This window comes from Brumimicrobium sp., assembly GCA_023957385.1.
Classification (GTDB): domain Bacteria; phylum Bacteroidota; class Bacteroidia; order Flavobacteriales_D; family Crocinitomicaceae; genus Brumimicrobium.
On record JAMLGZ010000001.1, the window covers coordinates 1,095,523 to 1,112,375 of the forward strand.

General features: G+C 35.9%; 15 protein-coding genes. 7 read left to right on the forward strand and 8 right to left on the reverse strand.

Going from position 1 to position 16,853, the window contains the following annotated elements; all coding sequences use genetic code 11:
- Positions 1-26: 26 nt before the first annotated feature.
- The gene (gene menD, locus M9897_04820; protein MCO5268202.1) at positions 27-1,751 is read left to right on the forward strand and encodes a 2-succinyl-5-enolpyruvyl-6-hydroxy-3-cyclohexene-1-carboxylic-acid synthase; all 1,725 of its coding nucleotides are present in this window, start codon (positions 27-29) and stop codon (positions 1,749-1,751) included.
- A gap of 665 nt (positions 1,752-2,416) precedes the next feature.
- On the opposite strand, the gene M9897_04825 is transcribed toward menD, so the two are convergent.
- The 4 genes from M9897_04825 to rsgA all read right to left on the reverse strand — a co-directional run bounded on the left by M9897_04825 (position 2,417) and on the right by rsgA (position 5,118).
- A complete protein-coding gene (locus M9897_04825; protein MCO5268203.1) occupies positions 2,417-3,118 on the reverse strand; it encodes a pseudouridine synthase in 702 nt (233 codons plus the stop codon).
- Between the two features lie 346 nt (positions 3,119-3,464).
- The gene (locus M9897_04830; GenBank protein MCO5268204.1) at positions 3,465-3,791 is read right to left on the reverse strand and encodes a nucleotide pyrophosphohydrolase; all 327 of its coding nucleotides are present in this window, start codon (positions 3,789-3,791) and stop codon (positions 3,465-3,467) included.
- A complete protein-coding gene (dtd, locus tag M9897_04835) occupies positions 3,791-4,243 on the reverse strand; it encodes a D-aminoacyl-tRNA deacylase (protein ID MCO5268205.1) in 453 nt (150 codons plus the stop codon). Before dtd ends, M9897_04830 begins: the two co-directional genes overlap by 1 nt.
- Positions 4,243-5,118, reverse strand: coding sequence for a ribosome small subunit-dependent GTPase A (gene rsgA, locus M9897_04840; protein MCO5268206.1), 876 nt, complete (start codon positions 5,116-5,118; stop codon positions 4,243-4,245). Before rsgA ends, dtd begins: the two co-directional genes overlap by 1 nt.
- A gap of 281 nt (positions 5,119-5,399) precedes the next feature.
- Here rsgA and M9897_04845 point away from each other — a divergent pair, with 281 nt between their 5' ends.
- Entirely contained in the window at positions 5,400-8,180 is a 2,781-nt protein-coding gene (locus M9897_04845; GenBank protein MCO5268207.1) for a TonB-dependent receptor, read from the forward strand.
- Positions 8,155-8,901: a GLPGLI family protein gene (locus M9897_04850; protein MCO5268208.1), complete on the forward strand. Its 747-nt coding sequence runs from the start codon at positions 8,155-8,157 to the stop codon at positions 8,899-8,901. The genes M9897_04845 and M9897_04850 overlap by 26 nt, the downstream gene beginning before the upstream one ends.
- A 54-nt stretch (positions 8,902-8,955) precedes the next feature.
- Here M9897_04850 and mscL read toward each other — a convergent pair whose 3' ends face one another.
- On the reverse strand, positions 8,956-9,405 hold the full coding sequence (gene mscL / locus M9897_04855) for a large conductance mechanosensitive channel protein MscL (GenBank protein MCO5268209.1): 450 nt from the start codon (positions 9,403-9,405) through the stop codon (positions 8,956-8,958).
- Between the two features lie 165 nt (positions 9,406-9,570).
- On the opposite strand from mscL, the gene M9897_04860 reads away from it, so the two are divergent.
- The 4 genes from M9897_04860 to folE all read left to right on the forward strand — a co-directional run bounded on the left by M9897_04860 (position 9,571) and on the right by folE (position 12,452).
- Positions 9,571-11,151 carry a sodium-dependent transporter gene (locus tag M9897_04860; protein ID MCO5268210.1) on the forward strand — a complete coding sequence of 527 codons (1,581 nt, stop codon included), beginning with the start codon at positions 9,571-9,573 and terminating at the stop codon, positions 11,149-11,151.
- Positions 11,152-11,166: 15 nt separating this feature from the next.
- On the forward strand, positions 11,167-11,310 hold the full coding sequence (locus tag M9897_04865) for a hypothetical protein (protein MCO5268211.1): 144 nt from the start codon (positions 11,167-11,169) through the stop codon (positions 11,308-11,310).
- A 63-nt stretch (positions 11,311-11,373) separates the two neighbouring features.
- Positions 11,374-11,787 (forward strand): c-type cytochrome, encoded by a 414-nt coding sequence (locus M9897_04870; protein ID MCO5268212.1) that lies wholly within the window; start codon positions 11,374-11,376, stop codon positions 11,785-11,787.
- Positions 11,788-11,858: 71 nt separating this feature from the next.
- Positions 11,859-12,452 (forward strand): GTP cyclohydrolase I FolE, encoded by a 594-nt coding sequence (gene folE / locus M9897_04875; protein MCO5268213.1) that lies wholly within the window; start codon positions 11,859-11,861, stop codon positions 12,450-12,452.
- 32 nt (positions 12,453-12,484) lie between these two features.
- Here the strand turns inward: folE and M9897_04880 are convergent, their stop codons facing one another.
- The 3 genes from M9897_04880 to M9897_04890 all read right to left on the reverse strand — a co-directional run bounded on the left by M9897_04880 (position 12,485) and on the right by M9897_04890 (position 16,693).
- Positions 12,485-13,153, reverse strand: a complete 669-nt coding sequence (locus M9897_04880; GenBank protein MCO5268214.1) for a PorT family protein — start codon at positions 13,151-13,153, stop codon at positions 12,485-12,487.
- Between the two features lie 343 nt (positions 13,154-13,496).
- Positions 13,497-15,914: a polysaccharide biosynthesis tyrosine autokinase gene (locus tag M9897_04885; protein MCO5268215.1), complete on the reverse strand. Its 2,418-nt coding sequence runs from the start codon at positions 15,912-15,914 to the stop codon at positions 13,497-13,499.
- Between the two features lie 2 nt (positions 15,915-15,916).
- Positions 15,917-16,693 (reverse strand): polysaccharide biosynthesis/export family protein, encoded by a 777-nt coding sequence (locus M9897_04890; GenBank protein MCO5268216.1) that lies wholly within the window; start codon positions 16,691-16,693, stop codon positions 15,917-15,919.
- Between the last annotated feature and the right edge of the window lie 160 nt (positions 16,694-16,853).

The following is a 16,853-nucleotide window of genomic DNA, read 5'->3' on the forward strand; positions in this document are numbered from 1 at the left end:
TAATGTATAGCATGAAATAAAGCAATATGCAGAAAGGAAGTGATAAAAAAGGAGTAATTCAATTGGCGGAAATCTTACATCGTCAGGGGGTGAAATATGTTGTGTTTTCTCCTGGCTCGCGCAATGCTCCTTTGATGATTACTTTTGATAATGACGAACGTTTTACATGTTTTGTTATTCCTGATGAACGAAGTGCCGCTTTTTATGGTTTAGGATTGGCTGAGCAGTCTAAAACACCTGTTGCTATTATGTGTACTTCAGGTTCTGCTTTGCTGAATTATTATCCTGCGATAAGCGAGGCATTTTATCGTAACATTCCGCTGGTGATAGTTTCCGCGGATAGACCCAAAGAATGGATAGATCAAGGTGACGGGCAAACCATTCGCCAAGAAAATGTTTTTAGCAACCATATTTGTGGTTATGCCGAGTTGCTAGAACATCCAAAGGACTCTCAAGAAATACAGCAAAATGAAAGGGCAATTATGAACCTAATGACTCAAGCAAAACAAGCAAATGGAGGTCCTGTTCATATCAATTTCCCTTTTGAAGAACCTTTGTATAATCAAGTAGAAATTACACAATCTGAATTGCAAACCCAAGTTGATACAAGAGATGTGAAGCAATTTACCAAAGAGGAGCTTGCTGAACTTAAAGCGATTTGGGGAAATGCATCCAAGAAACTGATTCTATGTGGGCAAATGCCTAAGAATGACCGATTAAATGAGCAATTAAAAAGGTTGGCAGCTGAAGATAAGAGTGTGGCAATTGTAGTAGAAAATACAAGTAATCTACAAGATCGTAATTTTATTCATTGCATAGATCGAACGATTGAGAGCTTTTTAGAAGATAACCCAGAATTGTATCGCCCTGATTTACTGATAACCATCGGAGGGGCGGTAATTTCTAAGAAAGTTAAATCCTATTTTAGAAAGTATAAACCAATACACAATTGGAAGGTGGGAGAAGCATTCCTGGAAATGGATACCTATAGATCTTTGACCAAATCATTACCCGTATCTGGAAATTACTTCTTTGATTGTGTATTAGATCAATTTGAAGGTAATCAGTCACGTTTTGGAGAACAGTGGAAACAATTGGACTATTTGGTGAGAGAGAAACATGACAATTTCTTGATGCAAGCACCCTATAGTGATTTATCTGTATATAATTTACTCTTAGATAGTGTGCCGGATTTTTCCAATTTACATATATCAAATAGCTCTACTATTCGTTATACACAACTGTTTGATTCTGTATCGACTATATCTTATTTCTGTAACCGGGGTACTAGTGGAATTGATGGATCTGTTAGCACAGCCATAGGAAATGCTTTAGCTTCTTCTGCTAAGTTGAATATTTTAATCACAGGAGATATGAGCTTCTTTTATGACAGCAATGCCTTGTGGAATTTGCACCTTCCTACAAATGTGCGTATTTTTTTAATTAATAACAGTGGAGGAGGGATTTTTGACATCATACCTGGACCAAAAGATACACTTCAGCTAGATGCTTACTTTGTAATGAATCATCATTTTTCTGCAGAGCATCTTTGCAAAACTTTTGATGTAAATTACTTCAAAGCTTCTTCGCTAGATGAAATTGATACACAATTAGATGTGTTCTTAGAAGTAGCCGAAAATGAGCGACCTGGAGTAATGGAAATTTTTACACCACGGGAAACCAATGCACAGGTATTGGCTAAATATTTCGAAGCTATAAAAGTAAAGGAAGCGCCTGTTCTTACGCTTTAAACCAAAAAAAACTCCCAATTACTGGCGCAATTGGGAGACTAAAAAAAAACGTTGGTTTATGTAGCTTATTTTCAGCTAAAGCAAATGTATAAATAAAATAAAGCTACTATTTTAATTAATATTTATATGGCTTATATTAATGATAAACGGCATTTGGTTGATTTAAGGTGATCCCAACTCCCCCTTTGGAGGGGGGCAGGGGGGAGGACACTACATAAAAAAATAAGGGGAAGACCCTGATAACACTAATAGCTGAACTCCATAAGCACTAAAGAAAGATACGGAAAAACAGATGGGAGGAGCATTTCCCACTCCCCCTTTGGAGGGGGCAGGGGGGAGGACACTACATAAAAAAATAAGGGGAAGACCCTGATAACACTAATAGCTGAACTCCATAAATACTAAAGAAAGATACGGAAAAACAAATGGGAGGAGCATTTCCCACTCCCCCTTTGGAGGGGGTAGGGGGGAGGACACAGTAAAACAGTAATAGCTGAACTCCATAAGCACTAAAGAAAGATACGGGAAAACAGATGGGAGGAGCATTTCCCACTCCCCCTTTGGAGGGGGGAGGGGGGAGGATACTACATAAAAAATAATGGGGGAGGACACTACATAAAAAATGAGAGAAGACACCACAATACACTAGAAACACACCTCTCCTCTCAAGAAATATTTCCTTTTATTTTAATAAGTTCTGATGCTGTCAAATCGCGCCATTTCCCAACAGGAATATCTAATTGGATATTCATTATCCGAATTCGTTTCAAGTTCTTCACCTGATAATCGAAATACTCGCACATACGACGAATTTGACGATTTAGACCTTGTGTCAGAATAATTCTAAAGGAATACGTATCTATTTGTTCAACTTCGCATTTTCGCGTGATTGTATCTAAAATGGGAACACCATTGCGCATACCTTGTAGAAACTTTTCGGTGATTGGCTGATCAACTTCAACAATATATTCTTTTTCATGAAAATTACGTGCACGCATCAATTGATTCACCCATTCTCCATCCGTTGTCAAAAGTATCAGTCCTTCACTCATTTTATCCAATCTTCCCGCATAGATAAGTCGTTCAGGATGATTGATAAATTCAATGATATTATTCTTTTCTCTTTTAGTGTCAGCGGTACATACTATTCCTACTGGTTTATTGAAGGCAATATAAATCTGTTCTTTTCGTGTAAGAGATACTACTTTTCCATCTACTTCTACAGAATCGTTTTCTTTTACCTTGGTTCCTAGCGCTGGAATCTGTCCGTTGATGGTCACACGTTGTTCCTCAATCAATTTATCAGCTTGTCTGCGAGAACAATACCCAATTTCACTAAGATATTTATTAATACGTGTACCTTCCATGCAACAAAGGTATTGAAAACTTGTTTATAATCGGTTAAAAACCTATGAATAGTGTGTGGATAGGTTGTTTATTACTTTAATTTCTTGTATTTTTAGAATAAAACACAGATTATAATCTTAGACCCCGACACTCCTTCGTCCGTCGGGGTGACAATACATTGGGAGGGATAAGGCGGTCGGCAAAGCCGACCGATAATAGCCCCTGTAAATTGTCACCCCGAGAACCTTGGTTGCTCGGGGTCTATTTGTAAATTATTACTATTTCTAACATCTTAACAAATTAAATGCAATCCATATTCAGTAGAAATTAGTGATTTTATTTGTTTTTTATAAATATATAACGGGTTTACTTTAATTTATGGTTATTATGATGCCGCTCGTGATCACGGTTAGTCTTCTTATCTAAATTTCTTTGAATGGCTTCGGTTAAATTGATTCCTGTTTGATTTGCTATACAAGTTAAAACGAAAAGGACATCGGCCAACTCATCACCAAGGTCTTTATTTTTATCAGATTCTTTTTCACTTTGCTCACCATATCTTCGAGCCATTATACGTGCAACTTCACCAACTTCTTCCATCAGAACTGCGGTATTAGTGAGTTCGTTAAAATAGCGAACACCATGTTTCTGGATCCATTGATCGATAGTTTCTTGTAAGTTTTCTATAGTCATTATTCTTTCATTTTGGTGTCTATAATAATTGTAACCGGGCCATCGTTGATGAGAGAAACTTTCATGTCACCTCCAAATTCACCACTGGCTACATTTCGCCCACTGATTACAGCTAATTTCTTTTTGAATTGTTCATAAAGTGGTATAGCCACGTCTGGTTTGGCAGCATGTATGAAGCTTGGTCGATTTCCTTTTTTGGTTTTTGCATGCAAAGTAAATTGGGAAACAACTAAAAAATCTCCTTGAATATCTTGGATGTCGAGATTCATTTTACCTTCTTCATCAGAAAAAATGCGTAAACCACTAATTTTGTTGCATAACCAATCGATATCTTCCTCTGTATCTTCTGTTTCTATACCTAATAAAATCATTAATCCATGCTGGATGGCTCCTACAATTTGTTGGTCAATAGATACGCTTGCTTCAGAAACTCTTTGTATAACTACCCTCATTATCTATACGTTTCATTACGATCCTCCATAATTAAATCTACATAGGTCTGGTAGCGTGATTCGGAAATTTCACCATTTTCGACGGCTTCTTTTACTACGCAATTGGGTTCATTTATGTGCTGACAATTATGAAATTTACATTTGTTGAGAAGTTTTCTCATTTCTGGAAAATAATGACCTATAACTTCTTTCTCTAAGTCAATAATTCCAAATGCTTTAATACCCGGTGTGTCGATGATATATCCACCGCTTGCTAATTGGTGCATTTCAGCAAAAGTTGTTGTGTGTTGACCTTGTAAATGCGTTTTTGAAATCTCTGAAGTTTTTAATTTAAGCGTTGGGTCTAAGGCATTAACAAGGGTGCTTTTCCCTGTACCGCTATGTCCTGCAATCATCACTTGTTTGCCATCTATTTCTTTTCGAAGAAAATCGATATTAGTTTGGTTGAGTGCTGATATCTCGTGGCAGGGATATCCAATTTTCTCATAAATTGACATCATATCATGAACTACCTCTATGTCTTCCTCCGTATATAAATCAATTTTATTGAATAATAAAGTTGTTGGGATACGATAGGCCTCAGCAGCGACTAAGAAACGATCAATAAAAGCGGTAAACGTTGTTGGTGCAACTAATGTCACTAATAAATAGGCTCTGTCAATGTTGGCGGCTAAGACATGAGTTTGCTTAGATAGATTAATGGAGCGACGAACTATATGATTCTTTCGTGGTAAAATCTCAGTAATTCGATACGTTCCGTCTTCTATATTTTCAATCAATACTTCATCTCCTACAGCCACTGGATTTGTAGATTTACTGCCTTCCAAACGAATCTTTCCACGTATGCGTGCATCCACGATTTGCCCGTCTTCCATTTCGAGAAGATACCAAACCCCAGTTGACTTTAAAACCCTTCCTTTTTTCAAAATCTATGATTGAATTCCAAATGTAAAGAAAAATATTTAACTGCGATGATTTAGTTTGAACAGGGATATTGTCGGTTGACTTTGAGACCACTTCATTCTTTCTTTGTAACCAAATGGTAAACTTTTCACTCTAATTGTTAAATCTGATTTGCAAAAAGGTTTTTTAACAAAATATGGCATTTCATTTACTAGAAACTCTTATTTTTGCAAGTCTTTAGAACGAAAATTGAATGAAAAATATACTTCTTGTTTTCCTTTTGGCAATTTTGTCTTTCTTGAGTTTTGGACAAGAAATGAAATTTACAGGAACAGTAAATGACACCACCAATCAAACTCCACTTTCGGATGCAGTTATTATGGCTGTTCGGTTAAAAGATGGGTTATTGTTAGGATTTACACGTTCTAATGCAGATGGATCCTTTGAATTAAGAGGTGTTCCAATTGATACGATGGAATTAGTAATTTCTCATTATTCATTTGATGAAAAACGCTTTTACATTATTGGCTCAGCAGATAATTATGAAATAAATATCCCTAATATTATTTTACCAGAGCAAGCAACAGAACTTGAAGAGGTGATTGTTTATGCCAATAAAGAACCTATTTACTTTAGAGGAGACACCTTAGTCTATGTCGCAGATTCTTTTGCTGTAAAAGAAAATGCAGTGGTGGAAGATTTATTAAAAAATCTACCCGGAATTTCAGTAGATGAAAATGGAAATGTCAGTTCACAAGGACGGCAAGTGACTAAAGTGTTAGTAGATGGGGATGAGTTCTTTGGTTCTGACCCAACAATTGCTACCCGGAATTTGCGCGCCGATGGCGTAGATAAAGTTGAAATATACGAAACTGAAGATGATAGATCCGGTGGAAATACAGAAGAGAAAATTCAGGTCTTGGATGTCAAACTGAAAGACGACGCAAAAAAAGGTTACTTTGGAAAAGTGGCTGGAGCAGGTGGATTCAATACCGAATATTTTGATAAGAAACCGAATGGCCGCATCTTTTATCAGGGTGAATTATTGGCAAATTATTTCAATAAAGATTTGAAAGTTTCCGTATTTGGATTGGGTTCAAATACACCCAATACCGGTTTTAGTTATCGAGACGCTTCTCGCTTTGGTTTAACCAATGAAATGAAAGGAGGATGGATGTCCACGTTAACTCCAACACGTGTAAATGGTTTGCCTGAAAACTACAAAGCAGGTTTTTATTTTTCGAATAAACTCGGTAAAAAGGTGAAATTAGGTGTCAATTATACGTATAACGATAGTAGAATAATCACTGAAGATATACGAGATGGTCAATATTTCTTTAAAGGTTTTGAGGGAATCACAAAAGATTCTACCTATAATAAAGTTGATTCTACCTACAATTCTCAAATGCAGCAATCACATACAGTAAATCTTCAATTAGACTATGATATCAATGATAAAACAACGCTTACACTTAAGTCTAATTTCGTGTATAGAGATGAAAAGCAAGAAAAGAATAGCTTTACAAATTTTATAGATTCTAAAGATAACCGTTTTAGTGCCAACGATATTCATAACAAAAATAAGGCAGATGGAATGGATGCTAATATTGAGCTAAACTTTAATCGAAAATTTGAAAAGAAATACCGTGAATTCAATGCAACTTACCAATTTGGATATACACAGATGGAAAGAGAAACAGAATTAAATTCTAATTTGTATTTTATTCAGTTTGTTACGCCAGATTCTACTTTTGATCAACAACGCCAAATGAGAAATAAAACGACTGGACATCGTTTGTTATTAGACTATACAGAACCTATTTCACGTCAGTTCCGTTTGAAATTTCAGTATCGTTTGGATTATTTCTATGGTAATCAAATTACGGAAACTTTTGATAGAACACCAACTGGTTATGATGGTTTCTCACCTATGTATAGCGCAGACTTTACCAATGACCGTATTGAAAATAGAGGATCTGCTGGAATCTATTTTGCGAACACCAAACAAACGTTAGAAGTAGGTGCCCGTATTCGAAATGTATTGATTAATAATTTGAATAATACCCTGGAGGTGAATATTAATCAGAATGTAACTGATGTGTTACCTTATTTAGAATATCAATATAAGTTTTCCAATGCACAACGTTTGCGGTTAACATATACCACAAGTTCTGACCAACCAAGTTTAGATCAGTTACAACCAATCCGAGACAATACCGATCCGAACAGTTTGGTAATAGGTAATCCTGATTTGAAACCTAATTACAATCATAGTCTGCAATTATTCTATAATAAGTGGAATGCTATTAACCAAAGTTTTATCTATGCAGGAGGTTATTATACGTATATGAATAATGCATTTTCAAATGCTATCTTTTACCTTCCAACAGGTCACTCAGTTTCTACTGCAATTAACGTAGATGGGAATATGCTTGGAGGATTCTATGCGGGTACTGGATTCCCTGTGTTTAAGAAAATATTACGTATTCGTCCACAAGCATCTGGAGGATACTCCAATTTTAAAACTGAAATTAACAAACAATTAAACATTATTCAAAATTATAACTTGGATGGTAGCTTGACTTTAGAAGTAAGAAGTGATACCATGGAGGTGAGTTTGAGTGCCAGTTACAGTTATAATTATCCGATGAGTAATTTATCTATGGGCTTAAACGAACCGTATTTGGTGCAACGATATAAGGCTTCCATTTATTTTGATTTACCATTCCGATTTATTATTGAAAGTGATGCAACTTACGAAATTAATTCACGCCGAGCTGAAGGATACAATTTAAAACCTTTCATTTGGAATGCTAAGTTGAGTCGCCGCTTTTTAAAAACAGGAAACTTAGTTATTCACTTTGAAGTGAACGATATCTTTAATAAGAATGTAGGCATTTCAAGAAATGTAGGAACTAATGTGATAACTGATATGAGAAGTAGAGTAATTGCTCGTTACTTTATGATTGGGGCAACATGGAGATTTAATAATTCTAAAACCAAAGAAGATGAGGGAAAGAATATGTGGTTCTAAGAAAATTTTGGTTGTGTTGGTGTTATTTCTAACATCATGGGCCTACGGACAAGTGATTACTTCTGGAGAGATAAGCTATACCCGGAGAACCAACCTTGAAAAGCGATACAAAGGAAACAAACGTATGGCTGGGCAATCTAAAAAATGGTTGCAAGAACCTAAAGTTGATAAATATACACTGTACTTTGATGAAAATGCTTCATTGTTTATGCCAATGCCTGTGATAGCAGGGGAAGAGGACAGAGAATGGACTACTACTAAAACAACTACCCTTACAGATTTGCGTAAGGGCACTGTAGAAAGGCAGTTTAACTTTATGGGCTCAGAAATTTATTTGAATGATACGATTACCAAGCGTGATTGGATTATTACAGGTGGAACACGTGACATTGCTGGATACAAAACAAAACAAGCTATGTGGATAGCGAATGATTCTACTAAAATTTATGCTTGGTATTCTGAGCAGATACGACCTTCTGTAGGACCTGAGACTTATTCCGGACTACCTGGGGCTATCTTAGGTTTAGCTATTGAAGATGGGGGAGTAGTGTATTTTGCTGAAAAAGTTACCCCTCTAAAATTGAAGGATTTTAGGAATAAAATGCCAAAAGGAAAAGATAAAAACACTTATACCAAAAAAAGCCTCTATGATTTTATCATCTCTCGTTTTACTAAGGAAGATTACGGTGGAAGAATTTTGGATGATATTCTAATTTGGTAAAAAAAGTATTTACAAAAAAAAATGGGACAAGCGTCCCATTTTTTTGATTTTTATTTATTTCTCGTTCATCTTTTTTAATTCATCTCGAATCTCGGCAAGTAAATCCTCTTGACTTGGCGCAGCCGGTGCTTCTGGTTCAGCCGGTGCATCTTCTTGTTTTTTCTTGGCGATTTCCTTAACGCGTGAATTTAACTTCACAATTAAGAAAAGGATAAAACCAACGATGGTTAAATCAATTAATACATTGATCCATTTTCCATACATGATGGCATTTTCTGGTTTCACTACTTCACCTCCAGCACCTATTACAGCATCATCCAGAATAATTTTGAGATCTGAAAAATCGACACCTCCTGTGAAATGTCCTACAATAGGCATCATAATACCATTGGTGAAATTAGAAATTACAGCTCCTACTGCTGTGGCAAGGATTACGGCAACTGAAAGGTCAATTACGTTTCCGGTCATAATGAAATCACGGAATTCTATCAAAAGTTTTTTCATTGTTTTTTTAAAATTTAAGCGTTAAAACTGCAAATCTAAAGAAATATTAAAAGAATTACTTCAAAAACTCACATTGATTTTTTCTAATTTCTTATTTTTTTCGACTTAAAAAACAAAAGTTTCTCTTATATTTGAGACGTTTGCTAACTAAAAAACAAATATACTATGTCAACTAACGAAGAATCGTGGGGATCGAGAGTCGGTTTAATCTTGGCTATGGCTGGAAATGCAGTTGGATTAGGAAATTTCCTACGATTCCCTGCGCAAGCAGTACAAAATGGAGGAGGAGCTTTCATTATTCCCTATCTTGTATGTTTTCTTTTAATGGGAATTCCCCTGTTATTTGTAGAATGGTCAACCGGACGTTTTGGTGGGAAATTTGGACACCATAGCACTCCGTTTATCCTGGATTCTATGGACAAACGCCGCTTTTGGAAATATGTCGGTGTTTTCGGTATATTCACCAATATCGCAGTAGCCTCTTATTATTGTTATTTAGAATCTTGGACACTTTCATGGGTATGGCATTCAATTGGTGGGAGTTTTGCTGGAAAAACACAAGCTGAAGTTGCTGGCTTTTTCGGTGAATATGTTGGACTATCAAGCGTTGAACCGATTATTTTTTGGTTAATCTGTTTGTTTATCAATACATGGATTTTATCTAGAGGTTTAAGTGGAGGAGTAGAAAAAGCTGCTAAAATTGGTATGCCTCTACTTTTGATTTTTGGCGCTTTCTTAGCTATTAAAGCTATAACTATTAAAGCAGGAGAAAGTGGGGCGCTTTTTTCAGGAACGGAAGGACTTAATTTCTTATGGACGCCACAATTAGATTCGATTTGGTCCACCAAGGTATGGTTAGCAGCTGCGGGACAAGTATTCTTTACTTTGTCATTAGGAATGGGGTCTATCCAGTGTTATGCTTCCTATATAAAAAGAAAGGATGACATTGCACTTAATTCCATGAGTGCAGGTTGGATGAATTCCTTTGTCGAAATTGTTTTGGGTTCTTCTATCCTAATTCCTATTTCAATAGGCTACTTAGGAGTGGATCAGGTGGTTGAAATGACAAAAAACGGTGGTTTAAGTTTAGGATTTAAAACCTTACCTTATCTATTTGAACAGTGGGGAAGAGTGCTGGCAGCTTTGGCTGGTTTAGCTTGGTTCGGACTCTTGTTTTTTGCAGGTATTACTTCTTCTTTGGCTATGGGAACACCTGTGATGGGATTCTTACAAGATGAATTTAATTGGAAGCGAAAAAATGCAGCTTATGCTTTGGGTGCAATTGTATTGTTACTCGGCCTTCCAACCGTTATATTCTTTGATTACGGTGTGTTTGATGAATATGATTATTGGGCAGGAACTGTTTCATTAGTCGTATTCGCTCTCCTAGAATTGATTCTATTTGCATGGGTATTTGGAATGGATAAGGGATGGAATGAAATCAACACAGGAGCAGATATTAAAGTTCCAACTTTATTTAAATATGTGATTAAGTATATTACACCTATCATTCTTGGGTTTGTGTTCTTTGCAAGTATCCCTGAAATTTGGGGTAAAATCACCAATAAAGAAATATATGCTGCAATTGCTGCAGCAACTTCACAAGGGGAAATTGATGCCTTGGAAACAAAAATGTTATTTGTGAATATCTCTCGTGCAGGACTTCTTCTTGTCTGGTTGGGTATTGCATATTTTGTACATGTTGCCTACCGTAAGCGTATTAGAGAAGGCAGGTTTACATCCTAATTAAATAGAATTGAAATGAATACAAGTGCTTTAATAATGATGATTACGACAGAAGTGATAGTGACCACTGTTACTATTTATTTCTTTATTCGCGTGTTGAGAACTCCTCCTAAATCAGAGCCAGATTCTTATTCCGAAAATGATGAGGTGGAGAGATAATGAACCTATTTGTATTATCTTTGTTAGTATTAAAAAGTAGTTTAATCGTTTAACATATAACTGATGAAAAGAAAAGTATTTTATATCCTAGGCGCTCTTTTGTTTGGCGGATTGAGTATGAGCGTGGCATTTAACACCAAATCTTCAAATAATGTAACTGCTGTACAAGAAGGAGAACCTACTAATTTACAGGTGTTACCTAAAGAAACATCTATGAAAGATGTGAAAAAGATCATGTGGGGCTTCAATCAAGCATTGGGTGTAAAATGTAGCCATTGCCACGCACCAAAAGCAGATGGAAAAGGACTTGATTTCGCAAGTGATGATAACCATAAGAAATTAATTGCTCGTGGTATGATGCACATGACAAAAGGAATCAATGAAAACTATTTCTATAAATACCAAAGTAGCGATGTAAAAGTGGATAAAGTAAGTTGTGTGACTTGTCACAATAAAAAAGCACATCCAAAAGTATAATAAGCTTAACATAATAGTTAGAAAATGGGGAGAGTCCAGACTTTCCCTATTTTGTTTTAAATAAAACTCGCATGCAAGATCAATTTAAATACGACGATGAGGTTACCAAAGATTTGATGGTTTCCTATGAAAATATTCTATCAAAAATTGGGGAAGATACCAAACGTGAAGGTTTGCTAAAAACTCCAGAGCGAATTGCAAAAGCGATTCAATATCTCACTAAGGGATATAAACAAGATCCAGATGCCATTATGAAAAGTGCCATCTTCCACGAAGATTATTCAGAAATGGTGATTGTGAAAGATATTGAAGTATATTCTCAATGCGAACATCACATGCTACCTTTTTTTGGCAAAGCACATGTCGCTTATATTCCTGATGGAAAGATTGTTGGATTGAGCAAAATTCCACGTATTGTGGATGCATATTCACATCGCTTGCAGGTACAGGAAAGATTAACCTTGGAAATACGTGATTGTATTCAACGGACACTTAAACCTAAAGGAGTAGCAGTGGTTTTGGAATGCCATCACATGTGCATGCAAATGCGTGGAGTTGAAAAACAAAATTCAACAACTACCACTTCCGCATTTAAAGGTTTATTTATTACCAATGATAGCACGCGTAAAGAATTTATTCAGTTGGTAAATGCGAATCTGCATTAAAGCAAGGCCTGACAATCAATTGTGCTAATTCCTTAATCAAAGAAAATATTGATTCCTCCGCTTAACGCATAGTTAAAAGTCTTGCGGTTATAATTTCCGTAAACCTCTGTAAAGCTTTGATCGAAACGCATGAATCCTTCTATGTGACGGAAGAAATAAAGTCCCATTGCAAAAGAATAACCCAAATCTAAGGCTTTAAAGTTTGTATGAGCCAACTGAACACTCTCTCTTTCTTTGCTTAAATCAGCTTGTCCATATTGCACAACACACCCTCCAATCTTTGGACCTCCCATAATCATAAAACGTTTTACAGGAGAAGTTGATTTAAAACTGAAATAGTATTTTATGTATAAAGGCAAATTGATGTAATCATTAAAATATTTATTGATAGTTCCATCCTTTAATTTGGTTCTTTCTCCTTGCATGCTGTACTCTAATTGAGCTACAAAAAATATTTGAGCAGGTTTTAATGCTATAGGATATACTTTTTTACGAGGCTCTATCTTGATTTGCGCAAAGACTCCAATGGCTGTTCCGTAACGACCAATGGATGCATTATGTATGTTTCGAATTCTAGAATGAATAGCCGTTTGACTAAGTCCGAATCGCGTAATTTTATCAATGCTTAATGTCTGTGCTGTACTAGCTGTAGGTCCAATTAGGAAAAAGATGCTAATAAATAGAAGTAGTAATTTATTCATTTTAAGTTATTTTGATTAGGGCAAATGTAATAAAAAAATGTTTTAACCACAAAGAGAGCGCAAAGTTTTTATGCAAAGAACACAAAGCTTCGTGCCTCTACATCATCTATGTTCCCTATGTACCTATGTGTTTAACGAACAGCGAATAATTAATATCAAACACATAGAAACTAGAACACATAGAAAAAGGACTATGTTCCCTATGTACCTATGTGTTTAACGAACAGCGAATAATTAATATCAAACACATAGAAACATAGAACAGATAGAAAAAGGACTATGTTCCCTATGTGCCTATGTGTTTCAAAAAAAACCTTCGCGGCCTTTGCGGTTAAAGCTACGGTTATCTCTTAATATACTTATCAATAAACCTCCTCACATACCCCTTCTTAGTTTCGTCTCCGTACACATACCCATACCCATATCCATATCCGTAACCATATCCATACCCGTATCCATATCCATACCCAAACTTCTTCATGTCTATATCGTTCACCACAATACCTACATTTTTTAATTTACCTTGACGTATTAAATCCATTGGAATTTTTAACATACGCTTATCAGTTTTGTTGGCACGGACAGTATAAATAGTAGCATCAGCTAAATGATTAATTAAGATGGTGTCAGTAACTAAACTTACAGGCGCTGTATCGATCAAAACAAAATCATATTCATTTCTTAGTTCTGTAATGAGTTGGGTTGACTCCGGACGCATCAACAACTCTGAAGGGTTAGGAGGAATTGGACCGGTAGATAAAACATCCAATCCATCTATTCCACAATCTTTGTGTAAGAGTGTATGCCAATCCGTATCTTCTCCTATCAAATAATTAGAAGCTCCTTTATTTTCAGTGAAATTAAAAATACGACCTAGTTTAGGGTTTCGCAAGTCTAAGCCCAGTACAACCACCTTCTTTCCAGAAAGTGCAATGGTATAGCCTAAATGGGAAGAAACGTGGGTTTTTCCTTCTCCCGAAATAGAAGAGGTAATCATGATGACATGCCCTTTCTCGCTTTTAGGAAGCATAAAGGAAAGGTTAGTACGTAAAATACGGAAGGCCTCCGAAACTGAAGTACGCTTGGCTAAATTCCTTACATCAATCTCTTTATTTCTGTCTCTTGGTATGGAACCTACACATGGGATCTTGGTATCCTCTATATCTTTTGAACTCTTAATTAAGGTATCTAGTAAATTCTTCAAATATATTCCACCTACAGGAAGTAAGATTCCTAAGATAAATGCAGCTAAATAGATAATTTGTCGCTTAGGAGATACAGGAATAGGATTGGTAAAGGCATAATCTACTACTTTAATATTGGAAATGGTAGCGGCAGATGCAATCTCATTTTCTTCTCGCTTTTGAAGTAAATACAGGTATAAAGTTTCTTTAATTTGTTGCTGACGCTGAATGTCTACATATTCCTTTTCGTAGTCTGGGATTTGGGAAAGTTTACCCTTGTATAGGTCCAACTTAGCTTGTAAAGATTTTAGCTCCATTTGGTAGGAAGTCAGCATGTTGCTCAAACTTGTAGTGATGTTGGCTCGTAGTTGCTCTATCTGTTCTTCCAATTCTAATACCATGGGGTTCTTCTCCGTAGAGTTGTAAATTAACTTACTACGATTAAGTACTAACTCATTGTATTTCCCAATCAAAGCAGCAATGGAGTTGTCTTCAAAGCCTAAATTAGCAGGGAGTACCTCGTACTTGTTTGGATTTTGTTGGAGGTAGTCATTGACAAAATGTGCTAATTCAAGTTGAATACTTACCTCGATCACTCGGGATTCATACGTACTCTCTTTTCCAATCGAGCTTTGAACATCTGTTTGAATGTCTATCAGTTTATTATCCTTCTTAAAACTCAAATTCAAGAAATCTACATCCGATAATTCCTTAGAGATAATACCTATACGCTCGTTGATAAATTCGCTAGTTTTGACAGCAATTTCATTTTTATCAACTTTTTTATCTAAATCGTGTTGACGAATTAACTCGTTGAGTATGTCTTCATTTTTTTTAGGAGTAATATCTTTATAGGTGAGTGCTAAAACCGATGATTCTTTATTAGCTGTAGAGACATCTAATTTCCCCTGTAAACTCTTAACAATGCTATTATCCGTAAAATAGAAGATGTTGTATTCTTTGCCTTTGCATTTTTCAGTAAAGAAATCAGTTTTACTAATTAGGATGTCTCCGAAAGGGAAGGAAAGTTTTTCTCCAATTTTTACCGAGCTGGTTTTAGATTCTTTTTTACCTATGGTATAGTTTAGTGCCAGAGTGTTTTCATCTTTTACAACTACTGTAAAGGCAATGTTGTGTCGAATCGAATCTTTGTGAAAGAGAGTTAACTCCAACGGAGAATTGAGGTATAACTCCGATTGACGAATTTGTGTAAAGGAATTGTTATCGAAATAGGCAGTATTCAGATTGAGTTCTTGCACTACTTTTCCCAGTAATCGTCTGGATTTAAGAATTTCTATTTCATTCTGTACGTTAGAACCGCTTTTAAAAAGCCCTAAATCACTAAAAATATCCAAATCAGGCATCCCTGCCCCTGATTTCTTATCGTCTTGCAATAAGATTTTTCCTTCTGTTTGATATACAGGAGTTGTATAGCGAATGTATAAATAAGCAGCTGCAAGCGTAATAACTAAGGAAAATATAAACCACCTCCAATGAAAGAGGTATTCTTCCAGTATTTCTTTGATATTTATATTTTCTTGGTCTTCGTTGGCCAAGTGATTATTGTAGTCTTCCATGTTTATTTGACACGTATTAAAATACTAATGGTAGATAGGATTACTGCTGCTATCGAGGTAAATATCGTAGCGGTAGATCTCCAAAATGTACCATTCACTTTTTCATTTAGGTTAGGTTCTACGTAAACGACGTCATTTTGTTGTAAATAATAGGCAGGAGATGCAAAAACTTCTTCTGTTTTGGTTAAATCAATGCGGTATTGTGTCTTTTTTCCGTCTATATCTCGAATGACCAATATGTTTTTTCTCATCCCTGTAATCTTTAAGTCACCGGCTAAGCCAATGGCTTCCAGTACAGTTAAACGCTCATTGGGTATCTTGAATGTCCCTGGATTTTTCACGTCTCCTAATACGGTTACCTTATAATTCATGATTTGTAAGTTCACCACAGGGTTCTTTAAATAATCTTCTAAGGTTTTAGATAATTGATCGACTGCTTCCATACGTGTCAATCCAGCTACGTGTACTTTGCCAACCACAGGAATATGGATATTCCCATTTCCATCAACCAAGTAGCCATTTCTTTCTGGGTTACCTGTGGTATATCCATTGGCACTGTTAATATTATTGGTGATTGGGAAATTAAAAGGAATAGCTGTTTCAGGGTTATCAGCACTTATCACAACTGACAAAATATCATCTACTTTGATCGTAGGGGTGAAGTTGGATGCTGTGCTATCTGTCACATCCGTTTGGAAATACACCATACGCTTACGAAGATTACAAGATGTGCTTGTGAGTAGAAAGCAAAAAGCTAGGATGAAAAGTATGTTTTTCATATACTGAAAATTTGAAGAGGCAAAGGTAAGGAAAAAGTTTTAATTTAACCGCAAAGGTCGCTAAGGTTGCGCAGAGAACGCGGAGGTTTTTTTTGAAACACATAGGTACATAGGGAACATAGATGATGCAGAGGACGCGAAGTTTTGTGTTTTCTTTGCG

What these genes read in the sequence shown, in the direction of transcription:
- menD (MCO5268202.1), top strand. Translation starts at nt 27, where the DNA reads ATGCAGAAAGGAAGTGATAAAAAAGGAGTAATTCAATTGGCGGAAATC.
- M9897_04825 (MCO5268203.1), bottom strand. Translation starts at nt 3,118, where the DNA reads ATGGAAGGTACACGTATTAATAAATATCTTAGTGAAATTGGGTATTGT.
- M9897_04830 (MCO5268204.1), bottom strand. Translation starts at nt 3,791, where the DNA reads ATGACTATAGAAAACTTACAAGAAACTATCGATCAATGGATCCAGAAA.
- dtd (MCO5268205.1), bottom strand. Translation starts at nt 4,243, where the DNA reads ATGAGGGTAGTTATACAAAGAGTTTCTGAAGCAAGCGTATCTATTGAC.
- rsgA (MCO5268206.1), bottom strand. Translation starts at nt 5,118, where the DNA reads ATGGAAGACGGGCAAATCGTGGATGCACGCATACGTGGAAAGATTCGT.
- M9897_04845 (MCO5268207.1), top strand. Translation starts at nt 5,400, where the DNA reads ATGAAAAATATACTTCTTGTTTTCCTTTTGGCAATTTTGTCTTTCTTG.
- M9897_04850 (MCO5268208.1), top strand. Translation starts at nt 8,155, where the DNA reads ATGAGGGAAAGAATATGTGGTTCTAAGAAAATTTTGGTTGTGTTGGTG.
- mscL (MCO5268209.1), bottom strand. Translation starts at nt 9,405, where the DNA reads ATGAAAAAACTTTTGATAGAATTCCGTGATTTCATTATGACCGGAAAC.
- M9897_04860 (MCO5268210.1), top strand. Translation starts at nt 9,571, where the DNA reads ATGTCAACTAACGAAGAATCGTGGGGATCGAGAGTCGGTTTAATCTTG.
- M9897_04865 (MCO5268211.1), top strand. Translation starts at nt 11,167, where the DNA reads ATGAATACAAGTGCTTTAATAATGATGATTACGACAGAAGTGATAGTG.
- M9897_04870 (MCO5268212.1), top strand. Translation starts at nt 11,374, where the DNA reads ATGAAAAGAAAAGTATTTTATATCCTAGGCGCTCTTTTGTTTGGCGGA.
- folE (MCO5268213.1), top strand. Translation starts at nt 11,859, where the DNA reads ATGCAAGATCAATTTAAATACGACGATGAGGTTACCAAAGATTTGATG.
- M9897_04880 (MCO5268214.1), bottom strand. Translation starts at nt 13,153, where the DNA reads ATGAATAAATTACTACTTCTATTTATTAGCATCTTTTTCCTAATTGGA.
- M9897_04885 (MCO5268215.1), bottom strand. Translation starts at nt 15,914, where the DNA reads ATGGAAGACTACAATAATCACTTGGCCAACGAAGACCAAGAAAATATA.
- M9897_04890 (MCO5268216.1), bottom strand. Translation starts at nt 16,693, where the DNA reads ATGAAAAACATACTTTTCATCCTAGCTTTTTGCTTTCTACTCACAAGC.